This window comes from Martinezella calliandrae (assembly GCF_030272695.1).
GTDB lineage: Bacteria > Pseudomonadota > Alphaproteobacteria > Rhizobiales > Rhizobiaceae > Rhizobium > Rhizobium calliandrae.
On the sequence record NZ_JARFYN010000010.1, the window covers coordinates 62,620 to 82,847 of the forward strand.

17 protein-coding genes and 1 pseudogene are annotated in these 20,228 nt (G+C 59.2%); 8 read left to right on the forward strand and 10 right to left on the reverse strand.

The window, feature by feature from the left end; genetic code table 11:
• Nucleotides 1-46 precede the first annotated feature (46 nt).
• From PY650_RS09945 to PY650_RS09965, 5 genes and pseudogenes are all read left to right on the forward strand, one after another.
• Complete coding sequence (locus PY650_RS09945) at nt 47-3,673, forward strand: hydantoinase B/oxoprolinase family protein (RefSeq protein WP_285879003.1); 3,627 nt, start codon at nt 47-49, stop codon at nt 3,671-3,673.
• A 148-nt stretch (nt 3,674-3,821) separates the two neighbouring features.
• Nucleotides 3,822-4,352, forward strand: coding sequence for a winged helix DNA-binding protein (locus PY650_RS09950; protein WP_285879004.1), 531 nt, complete (start codon nt 3,822-3,824; stop codon nt 4,350-4,352).
• Entirely contained in the window at nt 4,349-4,729 is a 381-nt protein-coding gene (locus PY650_RS09955; protein ID WP_349644486.1) for an ATP-binding cassette domain-containing protein, read from the forward strand. The genes PY650_RS09950 and PY650_RS09955 overlap by 4 nt, the downstream gene beginning before the upstream one ends.
• Nucleotides 4,690-4,915, forward strand: a pseudogene (locus PY650_RS09960) (ABC transporter permease); the annotation flags it as partial. The gene PY650_RS09955 and the pseudogene PY650_RS09960, both read left to right, overlap by 40 nt.
• The gene (locus PY650_RS09965) at nt 4,912-6,657 is read left to right on the forward strand and encodes a M14 family zinc carboxypeptidase (protein ID WP_285879005.1); all 1,746 of its coding nucleotides are present in this window, start codon (nt 4,912-4,914) and stop codon (nt 6,655-6,657) included. The pseudogene PY650_RS09960 and the gene PY650_RS09965, both read left to right, overlap by 4 nt.
• 3 nt (nt 6,658-6,660) lie before the next feature.
• On the opposite strand, the gene PY650_RS09970 is transcribed toward PY650_RS09965, so the two are convergent.
• The 6 genes from PY650_RS09970 to PY650_RS09995 form a co-directional block, all read right to left on the reverse strand.
• A complete protein-coding gene (locus PY650_RS09970; RefSeq protein ID WP_285879007.1) occupies nt 6,661-7,734 on the reverse strand; it encodes an ABC transporter ATP-binding protein in 1,074 nt (357 codons plus the stop codon).
• A gap of 34 nt (nt 7,735-7,768) precedes the next feature.
• Nucleotides 7,769-8,806, reverse strand: coding sequence for a LacI family DNA-binding transcriptional regulator (locus tag PY650_RS09975; protein ID WP_285879009.1), 1,038 nt, complete (start codon nt 8,804-8,806; stop codon nt 7,769-7,771).
• Between the two features lie 140 nt (nt 8,807-8,946).
• A complete protein-coding gene (locus tag PY650_RS09980; RefSeq protein WP_285879010.1) occupies nt 8,947-10,998 on the reverse strand; it encodes an alpha-amylase family protein in 2,052 nt (683 codons plus the stop codon).
• A 2-nt stretch (nt 10,999-11,000) separates the two neighbouring features.
• Entirely contained in the window at nt 11,001-11,822 is an 822-nt protein-coding gene (locus PY650_RS09985; RefSeq protein WP_285879011.1) for a carbohydrate ABC transporter permease, read from the reverse strand.
• Nucleotides 11,819-12,793: a carbohydrate ABC transporter permease gene (locus PY650_RS09990; protein ID WP_285879012.1), complete on the reverse strand. Its 975-nt coding sequence runs from the start codon at nt 12,791-12,793 to the stop codon at nt 11,819-11,821. The genes PY650_RS09985 and PY650_RS09990 overlap by 4 nt, the downstream gene beginning before the upstream one ends.
• Nucleotides 12,793-14,100: an ABC transporter substrate-binding protein gene (locus tag PY650_RS09995; protein WP_285879014.1), complete on the reverse strand. Its 1,308-nt coding sequence runs from the start codon at nt 14,098-14,100 to the stop codon at nt 12,793-12,795. The genes PY650_RS09990 and PY650_RS09995 overlap by 1 nt, the downstream gene beginning before the upstream one ends.
• A 451-nt stretch (nt 14,101-14,551) precedes the next feature.
• Between PY650_RS09995 and PY650_RS10000 the strand changes: the two genes are divergently transcribed.
• Nucleotides 14,552-15,481, forward strand: coding sequence for a succinylglutamate desuccinylase/aspartoacylase family protein (locus PY650_RS10000; protein ID WP_285879016.1), 930 nt, complete (start codon nt 14,552-14,554; stop codon nt 15,479-15,481).
• Nucleotides 15,482-15,510: 29 nt separating this feature from the next.
• Nucleotides 15,511-16,266 (forward strand): transporter substrate-binding domain-containing protein, encoded by a 756-nt coding sequence (locus PY650_RS10005; protein WP_285879018.1) that lies wholly within the window; start codon nt 15,511-15,513, stop codon nt 16,264-16,266.
• A 15-nt stretch (nt 16,267-16,281) separates the two neighbouring features.
• On the opposite strand, the gene PY650_RS10010 is transcribed toward PY650_RS10005, so the two are convergent.
• The 4 genes from PY650_RS10010 to PY650_RS10025 form a co-directional block, all read right to left on the reverse strand.
• On the reverse strand, nt 16,282-16,455 hold the full coding sequence (locus PY650_RS10010; protein WP_285879019.1) for a hypothetical protein: 174 nt from the start codon (nt 16,453-16,455) through the stop codon (nt 16,282-16,284).
• A 96-nt stretch (nt 16,456-16,551) separates the two neighbouring features.
• Complete coding sequence (locus PY650_RS10015) at nt 16,552-17,907, reverse strand: IS110 family RNA-guided transposase (protein ID WP_285879021.1); 1,356 nt, start codon at nt 17,905-17,907, stop codon at nt 16,552-16,554.
• A gap of 345 nt (nt 17,908-18,252) precedes the next feature.
• Entirely contained in the window at nt 18,253-18,660 is a 408-nt protein-coding gene (locus tag PY650_RS10020) for a hypothetical protein (protein ID WP_285879022.1), read from the reverse strand.
• Complete coding sequence (locus PY650_RS10025; RefSeq protein ID WP_285879023.1) at nt 18,657-18,911, reverse strand: type II toxin-antitoxin system prevent-host-death family antitoxin; 255 nt, start codon at nt 18,909-18,911, stop codon at nt 18,657-18,659. Before PY650_RS10025 ends, PY650_RS10020 begins: the two co-directional genes overlap by 4 nt.
• Before the next feature lie 469 nt (nt 18,912-19,380).
• Here PY650_RS10025 and PY650_RS10030 point away from each other — a divergent pair, with 469 nt between their 5' ends.
• Nucleotides 19,381-20,211: an MBL fold metallo-hydrolase gene (locus PY650_RS10030; protein WP_285879024.1), complete on the forward strand. Its 831-nt coding sequence runs from the start codon at nt 19,381-19,383 to the stop codon at nt 20,209-20,211.
• Nucleotides 20,212-20,228: the final 17 nt, after the last annotated feature.

Here is a 20,228-nt window from a genome sequence, read left to right on the forward strand (position 1 = left end):
TCGATATTTTCTTAGTGAATATCTGAACGGGTTGGTGGAGGCGGTCTTGTCAGGCAGCGCAGCGGGTCATTGGGATTTCTGGATCGATCGCGGTGGCACTTTCACCGATATCGTCGGACGCGACCCCTCAGGCGAATTGCACGCCCGCAAGGTCCTTTCGGAAAACCCCGACGCCTATCGCGACGCCGCCGTCTACGGCATCCGCCTGCATCTCGGCCTGACGGATGGCGAGCCGATCCCGGCTGGTTTGATCGGCGAGGTGCGCATGGGCACAACAGTTGCCACCAACGCACTCCTGGAGCGCAAGGGTGAGCGTCTGGCGCTGATGACGACCAAGGGATTCCGCGACGCGCTGCGCATCGGCTATCAAGAGCGCAAGAAGATCTTCGCGACCGAAATCGTCAAGCCCGAAGCGCTCTACGACGATGTGGTGGAGATTGAGGAGCGCGTGCTAGCCGATGGGACGGTGGAGCTTGCCCTCAGCGAACAGGCGGCGGAAGCGGCATTGCGGGATCTGCGCGCCAAGGGATATCGCGCCATCGCGATCGTCTTCATGCATGCCTATAAATTCCCGGCGCATGAAGCAGCCGTTGCCGCGATCGCAAGACGTCTCGGTTTCGAGCAAGTCTCGGTCAGTAACGAAGTCTCGCCGCTGATCAAGCTGGTCGGCCGCGGCGACACGACCGTGGTCGATGCCTATCTTTCGCCGGTGCTCGGCCGTTACATCAACCAGGTTTCGCAAGAACTCGATATTGCTCGCACAGGTGCGCGCGTCATGTTCATGATGTCGTCCGGCGGACTGACTGCTGCCGACCTGTTCCAGGGCAAGGACGCCATCCTCTCCGGCCCGGCGGGCGGAGTAGTCGGTCTTGCCAAGACGGGTGAGCAGGCTGGGTTTGCCGATGTCATCGGCTTCGACATGGGTGGCACGTCGACGGATGTGGCGCATTTCGACGGCGAGTATGAGCGCGCTTTCGAGACGGAAGTCGCTGGCGTTCGCGTCCGTGCACCGATGATGCTGATCCATACGGTAGCCGCCGGCGGCGGCTCGATCCTGCATTTCGACGGCGACCGTTTTCGTATCGGCCCGGATTCTGCCGGCGCTTTTCCAGGCCCCGCCTGTTATCGCAATGGCGGCCCCTTGGCGGTGACCGATGCCAATGTCATGACTGGCAAATTGCTGCCGGAATTCTTCCCGGCGATCTTCGGGCCGAGCCAGGATCAGCCGCTGGATGTCGAAACCGTGCGCGGCAAGTTCGCCGCACTGGCCGCCGAAATTGACGACGGTCGCAGCCCGGAAGAAGTCGCCGACGGTTTCATCCGCATCGCCGTTGCCAATATGGTCGAGGCGATCAAGAAGATTTCGGTGCAGCGCGGCTATGACGTGACGCGCTACGCCCTCAACTGCTTCGGCGGCGCCGGCGGACAACATGCCTGCCTGGTCGCTGACGCGCTCGGCATGAAAAGCATTCTGCTGCATCCGATGTCTGGTCTGCTGTCGGCCTATGGCATGGGTCTCGCCGATATCAGAGCGACGCGACAGAAGGCGCTCGGCGTATTGCTCGATGATACGGCCCCGGCGGCCATTGCCACATTGGGCGGCCAATTGCAGGGCGAATGCGTGCCGGAACTGCAAGCGCAAGGCGTGCCAGCGGCCGATATTCGCACGGTCCAGCGCGCTCACATCCGCTATGCCGGTACGGATACGATGCTGGCGGTTGAAGTCACCTTCCCTGCGATCGACGATTTCGCGCGGCTGCGCAACGAATTCGAAATGCTACACAAACGCCGCTTCGGCTTCGTCGCCGAGGATAAGCCGCTGGTGGTGGAGGCGGTCGAAATCGAGACGATCGGAGGTGCCGCCGCCGAGATCGAAATCCAGCGGAAAGAGGCAGGCAAAGGCGAAGCCACCGCGGTCCGCCGGACGTCCTTCCATTCGCAAGGCGAAAGCCATGACGCGGCCGTCGTGCTGCGCGAGGCGATCCTGCCCGGCCAGACTGTGACTGGACCGGCAATTGTCATCGAGCCGAACCAGACCATCGTCATCGAGGATGGCTGGCAGGCGAAGTTGACGACGAAGGACCACATCGTTCTGACCCGCGTCAAGGCATTGCCGGAACGCACCGCTATCGGCACGAAAGCCGATCCGGTGATGCTGGAGATCTTCAATAATCTCTTCATGTCGATCGCCGAGCAGATGGGCGTGACGCTGCAAAACACCGCCTATTCCGTCAATATCAAGGAGCGGCTGGACTTCTCCTGCGCCGTCTTCGATGCCGAAGGCAATCTCGTCGCCAATGCGCCGCATATGCCGGTGCATCTCGGCTCCATGGACGCCTCGGTCGCAACTGCCATCCGGGAAAATCCGGTCATCCATCCCGGCGACGTCTTCCTGATCAACGCGCCTTATAATGGCGGCACGCATCTGCCGGACTTGACCGTCTGCACGCCCGTCTTTGACGATGCCGGCAAAGACATTCGTTTCTGGGTCGCCAGCCGCGGCCATCACGCCGATATCGGCGGCATCTCGCCCGGCTCCATGTCGCCGCTTGCCACCCATATCGAGGAGGAAGGCGTCTATATCGACAATTTCAAGCTGCTCGATCGAGGCCGCTTCTGCGAAGACGAGCTTGCAAAGCTCTTGACCGGCGCGCGCTATCCGGTCCGCACGCTGGCGCAGAACGTCAACGATCTGAAAGCGCAGGTCGCCGCCAATGAGAAGGGCGTCGCCGAGCTGAAAAAGATGATCACGCTCTTCGGGGAAGAGGTGGTCGACGCCTATATGGGCCATGTCCAGGACAATGCGGCCGAAAGCGTGCGCCGCGTTCTCGATCGCCTACCGGACGGTGAGTTCAGCTATGAGATGGATCAGGGCTGCAAGATCGTCGTCAAGATTTCGATCGACAAGGATAAGCGCGAGGCGACGGTGGATTTTACCGGCACCTCGGAGCAGCGCTCCGACAATTTCAATGCGCCGGCCCCGGTGACCCGCGCCGCCGTGCTCTATGTGTTCCGCGTGCTGGTAAAAGCCGATATCCCGATGAACGCCGGTTGCCTCAGGCCGATTCGGATCATCATCCCCGATGGCACGATGCTAACGCCGAAATTTCCGGCGGCCGTCGTCGCTGGCAATGTCGAGGTCAGCCAGGCTGTTACCAACTGCTTGTTCGGTGCGGTCGGCACACTTGCAGCCGCCCAAGGCACGATGAACAACCTCACCTTCGGCAACGATGCCTATCAATATTACGAGACAATCTGTTCCGGCGCGCCCGCCGGCCCGGGCTTCAACGGCGCCGATGCGGTGCACACGCACATGACCAATTCGCGCCTGACCGACCCGGAAATTCTCGAGACCCGCTTTCCGGTAGTGCTGGAAGATTTCCATATTCGGCCGAATTCCGGCGGACGCGGCAAGTGGAGCGCCGGCAACGGTACGCAGCGCACCATCCGGACCCGCGAGAAGCTCGAATTCGCGATACTCTCCGGCCATCGCCGCGTCGCTCCGTTCGGCACCAAGGGCGGTGAGCCGGGCGAGACCGGCCGCAATTATGTCCGGCGTAACGACGGTACCCTCGAGGAGCTGATCGGCGCTGCCCATACGGTATTGGACGCCGGCGAGGCCTTCACCGTCGTCACGCCGACGGGCGGCGGATACGGCAAACCGGAGGCCTAATGATCCCCTCGTGGCTGGCTTGGCTATGGTCGTGTGCGCTCCAAAAAGGCCGGTCGAACATGGTTGAATCTTAGCGATAATTTATTGACAAATTGTCTTTGTCGGATAGTCTGCTTGACGTACTTCAATCCGGTTATGCGAGAGCTCTTTGGATAAGCCTCAGGAACGGAAATCTCCCCGTGAATTGATCGTGTCGTCCGCTCATCTGGCGGGGGGCAGTTCTCCGGCCCTCTCCGAACTTGAGTATGGATTGATCCTTTTCTCGCATGCATTTAACCGCTGGATGGTTCGCTGCATGGCTGCGGCCGGCGTGCCCAGCCTCTCGCCTGTCGAAATCCTGATCATTCATTCAGTGCGTCACCGGGGGCGGCCGAAGACTTTGTCCGATCTCTGCCTCGTGCTCGACATCGAAGATACCCATGTCGCCAACTACGCCGTGAAGAAATTGGAGGCTGCCGGCCTCGTCAAGACCGGCAAGACCGGTAAGGAAAAGATGATCCAGGTGACCGACAAGGGACTGGAGGCGTTGACACGCTATTTTGAAATCCGCGAGCGGCTTCTGGTCGAGGCCACCAAGGTTTCTGGCCTCTCTCAGAGCGATCTTTCCGACATAGCATCACATTTGAGGGCGCTGTCGGGCTATTACGAGCAGGCAGCGAGGTCAGCAGCAACCTTATGAGCCTTCTGACCAATACGCGAACTGATCCTTGTTATCCCCTTCTTTCGGTTCGCTCGCTATCGGTAGACTTTCCTCAAAGGTTTTCTGCCTTTCAGGCCGTGAAGTCGCTCAGTTTCGACGCCCACGCGGGCAAGACGCTCGCGATCGTCGGCGAATCCGGGTCTGGCAAATCGGTGACGTCACGAGCGACCATGCGCCTCACCTTCTATTCCGGCGGCCGCATCAGCGGCGGCGAGATCGCCATGATCTTCCAGGATCCGATGACCTCACTCGATCCGGTCTTTTCGATCGGCGACCAGATCAACGAAGCGATGTTGCTGCATCAGAGGACATCGAGCTCAAGGTCGCCAACAACATACTGCTCGAAAGCAGCCTGACCTTCGTCGGCCTCCGCCTCGATGCGACTAAACCGAGCTTTGGCGGTATGCTGGCCGACGGCCGGACCTCAGAAAGCTTGGTGGGTCAGTGTCTTTTCGGGCTTTGCCATCATGTTCACCGTCCTCGGGCTCAATCTGCTCGGCGACTGGCTTCGCGACTATCTCGATCCGACGGGGGAAAAATGACCACCATTCTCAATCTCGATGTTGCGCGCACGCTCGACGCCCTGGTCTCTCTCCTGCTTTCCAGTCCACCGAGCCAGCCGGTCGAGGCCTGGCTATTCGACGACGGCCCGTCACGCAAGGCAGCGGAAGAAAAACTCGCTGCGGCCGGCATCAAGGCGCGCATCCGCAGCGCCTACAAGCCATTGGTCTATTTCTTTCTGGAAGAGGTCGATATGTCTTCCCTCGCCCGGATCGAGGTCGGCTATCCCGTTCATGCCGCCGCCGATCCCCATCGTTTCCTTATCGAGGCCTATCCCTTGGCGGCGCTCGTCGGCGATGCCGAGATATCCTTCCGCGCCAACGATCTCGATCTCGTCTATGACGTTAGCCTCACCACCAAAGCCGGTGAAACAGGCACGCATGCCGTTTTCGCGCCGAACATCGTCGAGGACGATCATGTCGGCACGCCGGTGCTGCGTTGCTGCGGCTGGCGGCGGGCTGTCGGTATCGCCGATGCCGGGCAGCGCCTGAAGTCAGATTTCGAAACCTTGTTTCTTGCCGCCGTCGATGCGGTCAAGCAACATCATTGGGAGCGGCAGCAGCCATATTTCGACCGGCTGCGCATTACCGTCGACCTGCCGGCCAATGATCTCGATCTGGATTTTGGCAGCGAAAGCATCAGCCTGCGCGAAGCCATGCACGAGGACCTGTTCTTCACCTTGCGCGAATGCCTGAATGCGGAAATGGGCGCCATGGGCGGCCGTAGCGGAGCAAGGCCCGGCCAAGTCGTGCCGGATATTCGTGCTGCCAAGGCCGATCCGCGGATCGTGATGACCCTAGAGGATTTCGGCGAGCATGAAGAGACGACAGGTCCCGACATCGCCATCAAAACCGCTGGACGGCCGCTCAAGATCGGCCAGGTTCGAAGCGAACTATCCAAGATCGAGGGCGAGCCGATCAAAGCCGTTTCGCGCGAGGGTCGCGATGTGCTCGGGCGTTATCACAAGGGCACCGGCCCTGCCGTCCTCATCTCCTCCGGCCAACACGCCAATGAGACCAGCGGTCCGGTCGGCGCGTTAAGAGCGGCGCAGGTGCTCGCCGCCGATCCCAAATCACATTTCGCTATCATCCCCGTCGAGAATGTCGACGGCTATGAGCTGCATCAGAGGCTGATTGTCGAAAACCCGTTCCACATGCATCACGCCGCCCGCTACACCGCCTTTGGCGACGACCCCTCTTTCACTGTCCCCGCCCCGGCCTATGAGCGTGATGCGCGCACAACAGCCCTGGCACTATCTTCCGCAAAGCTTCATCTTAACCTGCACGGCTACCCTTCGCATGAATGGACACGGCCGATGTCCGGCTACCTGCCACGCGGTTTCGAGCTCTGGACGATCCCCAAGGGCTTTTTCCTGATCATCTGCACGCATCCCGGCTGGGAAACGATCGGCGAGGCGTTGCTTGACGAGGTGGTCCGAAGGCTTGCAGACGACAAGGCCCTCGTCGCCTTCAACGCCAAGCAGATCGATTGTGTGCGGCAACACATGCCGAACGCCCCGTTCGAGGTGCGCTACGGCATCCCCATATTGAAGCAGGTCAGTGCACTCTATCAGGCGCCGCTGACGATCATTACCGAGGCGACCGACGAGACGGTCTACGACCAGACCTTCATCGATTGCCACGAAGCGCAAATGCGGACCGTGCTCTACGCAGTCGAAGCCTATTGGCGGCTCGCCGAGCGCAGCGAGTTTCCGGCAGTATAGTCGCTAATGTTTCATCTGCGGCCGAATGCGTTTGCTATCGGCACCGAAAAGCAACGGCTTTTTGGAGGAGAAGCCGACGGTGATGGTCTCGGTGTTGCGGATACTCTCTTCGGAGCGATCTTCAACGATGACGGTCTCGCCGGAGGCGAGCGTGCCGTAGAGATATCGCGTGCCGCCGAGATTTTCGATGACATCGATACGCATCCCGATCGTACCATCGGCTTCACTGGTTACGGTAAAATGTTCCGGTCGGATGCCGACCTTTACCGGTTGGTCGGGAGCGATGACGCCCGAACGAAACGAGCCGCCTGCAGCCAGCGTCACCGTGCCGTCGGAACCGAGTGTTCCTTCCAGGAAATTCATCCGCGGCGAGCCGATGAAACCGGCCACGAATAGATTGTCCGGGTCTCGATAGAGAGTGTCCGGCGTACCCGCCTGTTCGATCTGGCCACTGCGCATGACGACGATCTTGTCGGCCAGCGTCATCGCTTCCGTCTGGTCGTGGGTGACATAGATCATCGTCGCGCCGATCTTGCGATGCAGCTTAGCGATCTCGACGCGCATGGAGACCCGCAATTCGGCGTCGAGGTTCGACAGCGGCTCATCGAACAGGAAGACGGCGGGTTCGCGCACGATCGCCCGCCCTATGGCCACGCGCTGGCGTTGGCCGCCGGACAGCTGCGCCGGCTTGCGCTTCAAGAGCGGTTCAATCTGCAGTGTGGCGGCAGCCGAAGCGACGTTGCGGGCGATCTCCGCCTTATCGACGCCGGCCATGCGCAGCGAAAATCCGATATTCTGCTCGACCGTCATATGCGGATAGAGCGCATAGTTCTGGAACACCATGGCGATGCCGCGCTGGATCGGATCGGCCTTGTTCATCTGCCGCCCGTCGATCAAGAGATCGCCGCCAGTGATCTCTTCCAGCCCAGCGATCATGCGCAGCAGCGTTGATTTTCCGCAGCCGGAAGGGCCGACGAAAACGGTGAGAGAGCCGTCGTCCACCGCAAGGTTCAGGCCCTCAATAACGCGCAGCGCCCCGTAGGACTTATCGATATTTTGCAATTCCAGGCTGGCCATGGCGTCCTCCCTACCCTGCCCTTTGTGTCAGTCACTATGTCAGTCGCCGCGTCGAGCCTCGCAGGATGATGTCGCATTCCAGAACAGTTGTGCGGTTGTGGCTCCCTGAAGGGTCGGCCAGGCGCTCCACCAGAATGTCGGTAATCGTATCGGCGATCCTGGCGACAGGCTGTGCCACCGCCGTGATCCCGGCATCGAAAAGGCGAAAAATGTCGACATCGTCGAAGCTGACGAGGGAAATATCGTTGGGCACTCGCAGGCCGCTCTCCTTGAACCAGCCAAGCGCGCCCATCGCCATATTGTAGTTGGCCGCGAAGATCGCCGTCGGTGGCGTCTCGAGCTGCATCAGGCGTTTGGTCGCCTGATAGCCGCCCTCGTACACCCAGTTGCCGCGCACCGTGAGCACAGGTTCTATCGGCAGCCCATGTTCGGTGAGCGCTTGCTCATAGCCTAGAAGGCGCTCGACGGCCGAGGAGTTGGCGGGATTACCCGTCAGCATGCCGATGCGCTGATGGCCGAGGTCGATCAGATGCTTGACGACGCGATAGCTCGCCTTCTGATTTTCGACCATGACCCGATCGGCGGCGAGCCCTTTGACGTCGTTGTTGTAGAAGATGATCGGCACATCATGAGTGATAAGATCGTCGACGCGGTGGTAGACCTCCGCCGTTCCGTCCATGACAAGCGCATCGACGCGCTGGGCGGCGAAGAAATCGAGCGCTTCGGCGACGATGCGAGGATCACCGCCATGGCAATAGGTGATGAGCGCCCGCCCGGTCTGGCGCACGGAACGGGCCAGATGCTCCAGCATGCGCGCATGAAATTCGTCGAAGGTCGGCACCAAAAAACCGATCATATGCGTAAGATCGGTCCGGATCGAGGCGGCGGCGGCGTTACGCCGATAGCCGAGATCGTGGATCGCGGTTTCGATCTGCTCGCGGTTCGAGCGGCGGATGGTCTGCCCGTTGAGATAGCGCGACACCGTGCCGACAGCGACATTGGCGGCCTTGGCGACATCGATGATGGTCGCGCTCCGCCGCTTAGCCGTTGTTCGATCCGTTGTCTCTGACATGTGAAGTGGGCTCCAAAGCTGGCTAATGAGGGTAGACGCGCAAAGGCGCATCTGCCCGTCGTATAGCCCAGTCGCTAGCAGCCCGCCATATGCGCGAGCCGCGAGCGAAATTTGCGCCGGCCTCATGGCGGAACTGGCCATCAGGTCCCCTCGAAGACCACGGCGGTATGAATGCGCAGGCGCGGTACGGTGACGCTGACGGTACCGTCGTCGCTCGTGTTCCAGGCTATATCCGCCCCAGTCAGTGCATCGTAGACGCGGCTCGGGGCGGACGGGAGGCGGACCTTGGCGGTCACCGGGCCGATCGATGGAATATCCTCGATCATCTCCATCATCCGCGTCGAGCCATCATCGCCACGTACGTCCTTGCCGCGAATCTGAGGCGGGCCATAAAGCAGGTGCAGGATATGACGGTGCTGGTCGATCTGTCGCGCCAGCGTTGCGCGTCCAGACGATGGCAGGTCCGTCACCATAGCCGGATCGGGAATCAATCGATCGAGCAGGCCGCGCACGATATATTTGTAGAGTGGCTGGCCCATCGCCCGGTAGAGCCTGAAGATCGGGTAGGCAATGTAGGCAGCACCATTATGCTCCGTCACCGCCGCTCCCAAAGGTGCGGCCGCCGGGTCGTCCGGCGCGTGCTGATGGGAGGAGTAATGTTTGTAGGAGCGGTTGAAGTAGGACGGATAAATCTCCGCTAGCAGGGTGGCTTCTCCTGCCTTCACGGTTTCGGCATCATCGTAGAAAACAAAGGCGCTTTCCGGCATGTCCGGGTCGAGCGCTTTGCCCGCTTTGACGTAACTCGGCTTGAACGCGACGGCGCCGCCGGCACGGGCAATGCCCATATCGATTGCGAAGGCCCCGTTTTCGCCAAGGCCGGAATGCCAGGAGGCAATAAGCTTGCCACCCCCGGCAAGATAGGCTTTGAGCCGGCTTGCGAGAGCGGCATTGACCGGGATTTCGTCGGGCAGGACCAGCAGGCGGTAATTTTCGAAACGGGCCGAAAGATCGATCACGTCGAAAGGCCGCTGCAGTTCCTGCAGCATCTGTGCGGCGCCATCGTCGCTTGGATGGTTGCGCGCGCCCGATGGTGACATGTGTTCTGCCGAGACAATGGCGATTTCGGAGACCTGCTTTGCGCCTTCCAGGAAAGGCTCGAGTTTTTCGACGCGGGCATAGGCGGCCGCGATGGATTTATAGGTGTCGGGATTGATGGCGCCATTCGGGTGAAGCTGGTCGCCAACCAGGCATTTTGAACCGAGCGCCACCATCTGTGCGCATTCGTACTCAAGTGCGTCCGGGTGCTTGAAACCACCGAACTCGCCCCAGGAGGTGTGGAACTTGCCGGTATGGGCCAGGAAGTCCATGCCGAGCGTCGCCGCGTAGCGGGCGCTGGAGGGGAAGTGATCATAACCCCATCCGCCCGTCGGTAGGCTCTCCAGTTCCAGGTGCGAATAGGTGGAGAAGCGCTCCGGTCCCTGCTTGTGGATGTGGCCGCAATTGTAGAAGACGCGAAGGCCCGGAAATTCGGCAAACAGCGCTTCGCTGGTTTCGCGACGAAACTGCTCGTTAACCGCTTCGTCGTTCTTCAGCCGGTCGGCGGGATTTTCCGGATCAAGGCCCTTGCACTGCATGCGCTCGACACAGGCTGGGCAGACGCAATCCGGCGTCAGGATGATGTCGAAGAACAGCCCTTGCGTCGGGTATTGCTGCGCCACTTCGCGCGCCTGATCGAGAATGTATTTTCGAAGCCCTTCATGATTGAGGCAGAGGGTGTGCCAGGCGGGGCTGAGTTGTTTGCCGCTGGAGGGGTCTGCTGGCAGGGCATGATGATAGCGGTTGGACGCGCTCATGGCCCGCCATTCCGGATGCTCGCGCGCCGACAGTTCATCCCATTGCACCGAAATATAGATCGGGCTTTCGATATCGGCCGCAGCCAGCGCCTTCACCATGTCGCCTAAGAGATCCGGCCGGGCGAGATGCGGATGCGGCTTTCCCACTTTGGTCGGGTAATAGGACCAGCCGTGATGGCACTTTGCGAAGATGGTGATCGAATCCACATGCGCCTTCTTGAGCGTATCGACGAAATTGTCGGGATCGAACTCGGCACCGATGCCGGGAATATGCTCCGAGGTATGAAAATCGAGATGAATCTGGCGGTAACGCAGCGGCTTGTTGGTCGTGGCAGGCATGATTATTCCTTTGCTCCGGTCTTGGTTTTCGAGCCGGCGGCGAATTGACGTTGGAAAACGAGGAAGACGACGAGGGGCATAATGGTGGTGAAAATTGCAGCCACCGACCGTAGATCCCAGTTGGTGTCGTAGCTGCCGGAGATGCGGGCGAGCAGCACAGGCAGCGGAATGTTCGAGCGCAGGAACAACATCGGCAGCAGCAGTGCGTTCCAGGTCCATAGGAATTGCAGAATGCCAACGGCGAAGATCGGCGACAGGCTGTTCGGCAGGACGATGTGGCGGAACGTCGAGAGCGGGCCGCACCCGTCGACCTTGGCGGCCTCGATCAGCTCATAGGGAAAATCTTCGAAGAAATTTTTGACGAGGAAGATCGACCAGGCAAACGACAGACCGACATAGGGGATCAGCACCGACAGGATGTTGTCGATAAGGCCCATGTCGCGCCACAGCGTAAACAGCGGGATGATCACCACTTGCTGCGGCAGTACGAAGGCATTGATGATGAGGATCAGCAGCGTGCGGCGCAATGGGAATTTGAGGAAATGGAAGGCATAGGCAGCCGCCGGCGTCAGGATCATGGTGGCAAGCGTCGCAATGCCGGCGGTCTGCACCGTGACCCAAAGCGACTGCGCGAGCGGATATTTGTCCCAGACACGTATCCAGGCGTCGAGTGTCAGATCGAAATGCTCGAAGCGCCACCAGCCGAGCGCGGAGCTGCCCGCCGGCCGCAGCGAGGTGACGACGATGCCAATGATCGGGATCACCCAAATGAAGGCGACGACGCCAACGACGATGACGATCCATTTGGGTGCTCGGCCGATCATCGCGCACCTGCCGTTCTCTGAAGGATCGCCGGTATGGAGACGATCAGCACCGCAATGAGAAGTATAACGGTGGCGGCTGCGCCGTAACCCAATTTGAATTGGGTCATGGATTCGCGGTACATGAAGTATCCGACCGTCTCGGTCGAACGCACCGGGCCGCCGCCCGTCAAAATATAGATGATGTCGAAGGCGCGCAGGGCTGTCAGCAGATTGATGAAGACGGCGACGCGGACGCCGGGCATGGAGAGCGGCGCCATGATATGGCGCATGGTGGACAGTGGTTTGGCGCCGTCCATATAGGCGGCCTCGAGCACCGATTTCGGGATGGCCTGGATGGCGGCGAAGATCAGCATCAAAGGCAGGCCGACGCCGCTCCAGGCGGCAGCGACCATCAGCGCCCATAGGGCGGTGTTTGCGTCACCCAGCCAGGCATGGGCAAACCCCGGCATGCCGAACCATTGGATGATCGAGTTCAACAGGCCACCCGTATCCGGGCGGTAAATACCGATCCAGATATAGCCGGATACCGCCTCCGAAATGCCGAAGGCCGCGAAGATCATGGCACGAAAGATCGCCGTCTCGCGAGGGGCAAAGGCGCAAAGCATCGCCAGCACCCAGCCGATGCCGACCGAGACGGCTGTCGTGCCGAGCGTAAAGATCAGGGTCGTGACCAAGGTGTTGCGGAAGGCCGGATCGGCAAACAACTTGATGTAGTTGCCGAAGCCGACGAAGGTCGGCTTCTTCAGCCCCTGTATGTCCCACAAGCTCAGCCGGATCGTCTCCTCCAGCGGATAGATGACCGCAATCGCGAAGAGCACGATCACAGGCGCTATCAGGATGAGAGCGGCGGGCGTTTGTCCGAGCTGCCGCCGATGAACGGTCGCCTGTCTGAGTTGGCTGCCGATCCTCGGCGATGGGCTCTGCTGTACGCCCGCCGCTCCCCTCGTGGGGGAGAGAACGCGAGAGGCCATCAGTAGGAGCTCCTGGCCTTGGCCTCGATTGCCGCCAGGACCGTATCGACATTGGCCGCGGTCGGGCTCTGCAGGAACTTCTGTAGCTGTACGCGGTATTCATCGACCAGGTCGCCTGGCAGGAGATCGCCAAGCACGAACTGAAGCTTGGAGCTCGCCACCGCCTTCGTCGCGACCTGCTGCGCTTCGCCGTAGAGCGAGGCGTCGGTGGCGCTGCTCGGCGAGGCATAACCGGTCTTGGCGAGCATATTGGCGGCTTCGGCGCTGGTCCAATAATCGAGGAAGGCATCGGCCGCCTTCGGATTGGCGCCGTTCGAGGTCACCAGGAACTCCTTCGCGTCGACGCTGGACGTGTCGTCGTGACCCATGCCGAGTGCTGGGAACTGGAAAAGAGAATAGTCTTTTCCTTCAATCAGTTTGTAGTCGTTCTTCGCGCGGTTGTTCATCCACATGCCGATGAGAAGGTAGTTCTTGGCATTGGCCTGAAAGATCTGGTCGGCCTCGCCGTCCCAGTCATTGGCGAGCATGATGTTGGAAGCGCCGCAACAGCCGGCATTCAGCATATCGGCATATTTCATCAAAGCCGTTTTTACGACGGGATCGGTCCAAGAGATTTCGTGCGCGGCAAGTTTCGTCGCCGTTTCGACGCCGGCAGTACGCAAGAGCAGGCTCTCGAACCATTCGGCATGCGCCCAATATTTGCCGGGTATGGCGACGGGCGCGGCAAAACCAGCCTGTGTCAGCTTCGGGAAGGTGGCGAGAAATTCATCCCAGGTTTTCGGAGGTGCAGTAATGCCGGCTTTTGCGAGATGCTCCTTCTTGAACCAGATGCCTGAGCGGTCGCCATAGGTATAGGTCAGGCCGTAGGTTGCACCGCCGATTGAACCCAGATCGCGCCAGGATTTACTGATGAGCTTATCCCAGCCAAAGGCTTTCCATTGATCGTCGATCGGCCGGAGCGTGCCGGCATCGGCCAATTCCTTACGGAAGGCGGGCCATGTGTTGATGATGACATCGACCACCTCGCCGCTCAAAAGCGCCGCGCGGATCCCGCCGCGGGCGTCGCCCTGGACGGTGACGGCGACCTCGCGAATGGTCACACCGGGATGTTTGGCGAGGAATCCCCTTTGGATCGCATGCATCATGTCGAGCTCGGTACCGCCGAGCCAATTCAGGATCACCAACTCGCCGCTGATCGCCTCCTCAGCCTGCAGTTTGGATGTCATTGCGAGCATGACGGCGCTGCCGGCACCCGCAAGCAAGGCGCGACGGCGGATTTTGGACACAGCTATAGCTTCACTTGTCATGATTGGTCTCCTCCCCAGGATGCCGGCTTTTGTAGCCTTTATTCAATTTAATTGAAACGTTATCATCTATTCTGATTTAGGCAAGTCCGATGTTGCAATTTTGGCGTAGGCTGAAAATTGCCGAATATAGAAATTCCTACAAAAAATAACACCTAAACAACTATTTACAGAATTTTATCAATTCTGTTTCGAGCATGCATTGGCGTTGCTTGCAATTCTCGAACCGGTATAAAACGTTTTCAACAGCGGAAAAGAAAAAGAAAAATTTGGCGCGGCTTCTCCCTCCTGGCGGGCCATGCGCGCGCCGTTCAATAATTCCCAATACGGCCTCGCGAAGCCATTGTCGTCGCAGCGAGACGGTGCTTAACCTGACGCAATCTCCCGCATGTCTCCGTGCGGCCCCCGCCACGTCAGATAGAAACCCACAGACATTTAGAGAGGATGTTGCGCCATGGACAATTTGCCCGCTCTTCACACCGGAAAAGCCCGCGTCGAGTTCGGCCATGTCACTCCAATCGATGAAACAGCGATCCCTTTCGCGATCATCGAGAGCGCCGAACCTGGCCCAACCCTCCTGATAACGGCCGGCGTCCACGGGTCGGAATTCTGCTCGATCGAGGCCGCGGTGCGGGCAATGCGGACCAAGCCGGAGGATATCAAAGGAACACTGGTGGTCCTTCCGATCCTTAACGTCCAAGGCTTCCACAAGCGCAACATCTACATCATGCCGCAGGACGGCAAGAACCTGAACCGCATGTTCCCCGGCAATCCGGAGGGTTCGACCAGCGAGCGCCTGGCGAACTGGCTGGTGACCAAGGTCTATCCACAAGTCGACGCCTATATCGATATGCATGGCGGCGATCTGGACGAGGGTCTGGAGCCGTTCACGATCTTTCCGGCCGGATCCGAGAAATCCCAGGCCATGGCCGCCGCCTTCGGCATTCCTGTCCTGGTCGCAGCCGGCGGTGCCGGTTACACGGTCGATGCCGCAGGAAGGCTCGGCATCCCGAGCATCCTACCGGAGGTGAGCGGTAACGGCCTTTGGGGCGAAGCGACCGTGATGCAGCTCACGGACGGTGTCCGCCGGGTGATGCAGCATCTCGGCATGATGGCGGATGTCCCGAAGGAGATTGCCGAAGAAACCAAGGTGGTGACCATGTGGGTGCCGACCGCGCCGGTCACCGGCCTTTGGTATCCACGCAAGGATCTCACGGAGACCGTTGGCGTCGGCCAATTGCTGGGCGAAATTAAGACCGTGTTCGGCGAAGTTCTCGCAAGTATTCAGTCGGAAAAGGCGGGCTTCATCCTTTACCGGCTGACGAGCCTGTCAGTGAACCAGGGCGAGGCTCTCATCGGTGTTGGCACGCCGGTTTCGGCTTGATCTAACCCTCTGATTTGATGAGCGAAGCCATGGACAATGCCCAGATGCCGCTTGATCTTGACGCCGCCTTGGCTGAGCTGACGCCGACCGGAAAACTGAGAGTCGGGATCATCGCCGCCCCTACTCCATCCGTGCTTTTTGCCAGGCACGAAGGAGAGGAGGTCAGTGGCGTGACCGTCGATTTGGCGCAGGCGCTGGCGTCCCAGCTTGGCGCATTCCTGGACATCGTCGTCTTCATGAACTCCGGTGCTTGCACCGAAGCGCTGGAGAAGGGAGCAATCGATGTCAGCTTCATGCCAGTCGATGAGGAGCGCCGCAAGAGAGTAGCTTTCGGTCCGGCCTATTACCTGCTCGAAAGCACCTATCTCGTCACGGGCGTGTCCGGTATCAGGACGCTTGCCGAGATCGATCGTGAGGGTATCCGTGTCGTCGGCATTGCTAATACGACGACGATCCGCGCTTCGACGCGCAGTCTGACAAAGACCGTCCCAATGGCCCAGGAATCGATCGCGGCTGCGGTCGATCTATTGTTGACGGGACAAGCAGAGGCTCTCGCTCTGTCGCGCGACGCTTTTCACACTCTGCTCCCCAAGTTTGCGGGGGCCCGCGTTCTCGATGGCGGCTTTCAGCAAACGGGAATCGCCATCGCGGTCGCAAAGAACAGGCCTGCTGCCCTGGCGCTCGTGACGGCCTTCATGAACGACGCCAAGTCGTCCGGCCTCGTGCGCCGAGCCTTGGACGCGGCGGGCTTCGCACATGAGCCGGTTGCATCGCTTTCGGCGTGACGCGCCGCTGCTTGATTAGTCCTGAATGACGCTGACCCGTCGCATCAGTCCGATGAGGCAGTGCGGCAGCATCACAAGAGCGGTTCCGACACCGAGCGCTATGCTGTTTCCCAGCGCCGGCAGCGCGCCGGCGCTATCCTTGAAGACGTCGAGGATTGCCGACTGAGGCCAGGGCTTCGCCGTGCTCAATGAGCTGCGCGTCGAATTGAGAATGGACCGACGGTTCCTCGGCGGGGATTTCCGCGTGCGAGGCGAGCGCGAAAACCCGGCATTCCTAAGAAACAGTCAGTCGGGCGTTGGCGCGGGCTGTAGTGTATACCCGAGCGACGGGCAAAGTCGCTCGAGATTGGTGAGGACGCGTCGGCGGTAACTCTCCTGGTAATAGGAGGCTCCCGGATCGCTGTATTCCATACCGTGACGCAGCGTATTGTAAAACAAGACGGCGATTTTGCGGGCGGTGGCGGTGACCGCCTTGGCCTTGCCGACACGTGCGGACAAACGCCGATAGAATGCCCCCAACGCAGTCTCTGTGCGCCCGACTGCAACCGCAGCAAGCCGCAATAGCGCTGCGGCCCGGCTGCCAGATCGTCGGGTTCGTGAGGACAACACCTTGCCGCCGGAGATCTTGTTGCTTGGCGAGAGGCACAGCCAGGAGGTGAAGTGCTTGGCGTTTGGCCAGGCCGAGAGATCGGTTCCACACTCTGCGACCAATTTGAGCGCCAGATAAGCCCCGAGCCCGTGAATCTGGGTGATGTCGCAACCAAGCAACGCTTGCAGTGCGGCGCGAACATCGAAGGCTGGGCTATTGGATTGATTCTTCGATGTTCGCACGGGCGGCAGTTTGCCGACAGGGCCGGATGAGGCCTTCCGCAGCCGTTTCAAGACGGCCTCGATGCGCACGTCACAGAGCGCCACTTTGGCTTGGTAGACGTCGTACAACTCCAGCGCCTGGGTCAGGGCAAAGATGTGCTCCTCGCGATCATTGCCGACGAGCGCTTGGCGGATCGTCTCCGCAGACGCACGGCAACGTGGGTCGCGATGGGTCGACAGAACCATGGGGTCGCGCTCCCCAGCCACAAGTGCACGGATAATCGCCATCCCGGTCGCGCCGGTGATGTCTGTGACCACGTGGTGGAGCTGTAGATTCATTTGCGTCAGCGCCTTTTGCATGTGCTGGATGTGCGAAGCGGCGTAATCCAGCAAACGTTCACGCTGGGGCAGATAGGCGCGCATGACTGCAACTTCGCCCTTCAGCCGGAAGCTGGGTCTGAGCAATCCATATTCATGCAAACGCTGTAGCCATTGGGCATCGCTGATATCGGTCTTGCGGCCCGGCACATGCTTGGCGTCGCGGGCGTTGACCAATATGACATCGAAGCCACGCTGGTCGAGTATCTCGAAGACCGGGATCCAGTAGACACCCGTGGACTCCATCGCGACCGTGCGTACGCCGCATTGCTTAAACCAGTCCGCCAAGCGATGCAGATCGCCGGTGAAGGTTCCGAAACTGCGGACCGGTTCGGAAAATTGGTCGGGCCTGACTGCGGCTACGTGCATCGTGGCACCGATGTCGATTGCAGCCGCATCTGGGTGTGTAGGCGAGATATCCCGCTTGATGCGAGACTTTTTTGCTCCAGACATCGCAAGCTCTCCTATTCGATTGTCGAATGGAGGGGCTGGGCTGTGCAAAAAATCAAATTCCTAATCGGGATCGCCGAAAACGGCGTCGCCACTCTCAAGTGCGCAGCAGCCCATGGACCACGTTATGTTACGGGGTTAAACACCACCAAAATGCGGACGGCCTCTCCCCTCCACCTCCACTCTAACACATCGTTTCTATCCCCGCAGGCGGGACACCGGCCCGCGACTGGTTATGGAGCAGTTGCCACAAACCTGATTGCGGGCTCATGGATGTGCTGGCCGACTAATCAGGTTGATGATGTCGACCGCCGGCGACATTTTCAGCAATTATGGATTTTGGACTGTTCAAACCTTGGAAGTGTTGAGGTGGCCTGCTCGGACGGCCTCTGCTAGGCGCTTTCTCATTTCTAAGAAGAAATCTTTGGGAACGTTTCCGTAGTCACAGCGAGAGGGATCGTTTGGCAATGGCTTGATACGGTCTGAAGGCCACTCAAATCGGTTGACCTCAGTCAGTCGAACGTAATTGATGTCCTCATCCAAACCCATTGCTTTGCAGACATCTTCGGGTACCTGCAACGATTGATCTTCTTCCCCAATATCTGGGTACGAATGTGTAATTGGAACAACCGTGACCATACCTGTCTGACTTGAGGCCAGGACGATGGCACACGGGCGTTCTTTCTTGAACTGATCTTTGTACCAAGTGTAATCGAACCGGATCACGAGACCCGGAGTAGGGTCTGGCAGTTTCACTTAGAGATCACGCCATACTCTGCGTTCTCAATCTCAGTGAGCAGCTCGTCATCGATCTCGCTTACATGAAGCACCTGCACCTCACGTCGCTTGAGACGGTTGAAATGTTCAAGCTCGTCTGCGCTGATGTAGGCACCCACGACTCGGTTATGCGACGTGACTTCAATCACCCCGGCCTTATGTACCGCTTCGCGAACTCGTCCAAAGTGACGAGAGAAATCCGATGCGGGGATTTGAAGCGCTGCACTCATAGTCTGTCTCCTTTATTGACATGCAAATTACGTATTTTGCGTAAATTGTCAATGCAGAACATTACACGGTGGTTCCCAAGCTGCCGGATTTATGGACAATAAGCCTTGTGGCAACTGCTCCATAATGCCGGAAAAACCCAATGGCGGCGATGATCGCGAGGATCACCAGGACTGATAACAACCGAATAACACGCATTGCAGATGTGAGCTTTCGTATGTCCTCCCCCGACACCGAGCACCCATAACCTCTGGCTTTATCTTCTGTTGTGCGACGCTTCATCTCTTTTTGTCATCGCATACCTATATTAATTGTGTGCAATTGGTTGCTGAACATAAACTAGGCTTCCGCGTTGATGAAATGGCGGGATTTAGTTTTCAAGGGAGTATGACTTTTGCGAAAATTGCTAGCTTCGCACGATAGGAAAAGTGTGCTTACGTTGATGGAAAGGGGAATGGTGTCAAAACTTCTATGAAAAACGATAGTTTCGAGCTTAGATTCTGGGGTGTGCGGGGAAGTATTCCTGTATCAGGACCGGAATTCGAGCGTTACGGCGGGAATACATCCTGCATCGAATTGCGGCATAACGGCAGGCACATTATTTTTGACGCCGGGACAGGAGCGCGGGAAGCGGCTCTTTCGCTCGCAAAAGAAGGTGTTCGCGACGTCGATGTCTTCTTCACACACTCGCACTACGACCACATCATCGGTCTGCCTTTCTTCAACCCGATCTACGATCCCAAGGTCAGTGTTGATCTCTGGTCTGGCCATCTCGCCGGCAAGACGACGACGCGACAACTGATCGGCCAATTCATGCGCCCGCCGTGGTTTCCAGTCGAGCCCGACATTTGTCGCGCGACGATGAAGTTTCGTGATTTCGCCGCCGGTGATACGCTAAAACCGCATCCGGGCATCGTCATCCACACCGTCAAGCTGAACCATCCGGGCGGCTGCATCGGCTACCGCATCGAATGGGCCGGCCGCGTCATCGCACTGGTCTACGATACCGAGCATATGGCCGGTCGACTGGACGAAGCAGCCCTTGCGCTGATGATGGATGCAGATCTGGCCGTCTACGACACGACCTACATCGAGCCGGAGATGCCGAAACATCTGGGTTTCGGGCATTCCACCTGGCAGGAAGGCGTCAAACTGGCGAAAAAGGCGGGCGCAAAGCGTCTCGCACTCTTCCACCATGCGCCCGCACGCACCGACAAGGAGCTCGATGACATGCAGAGGGATGCGCAAGCAAGTTTCGCCGGCGCCTTTGCCGCGTTCGACGGTCAGTTGCTTGAACTTTGAAGCACGTATCCCGAAAG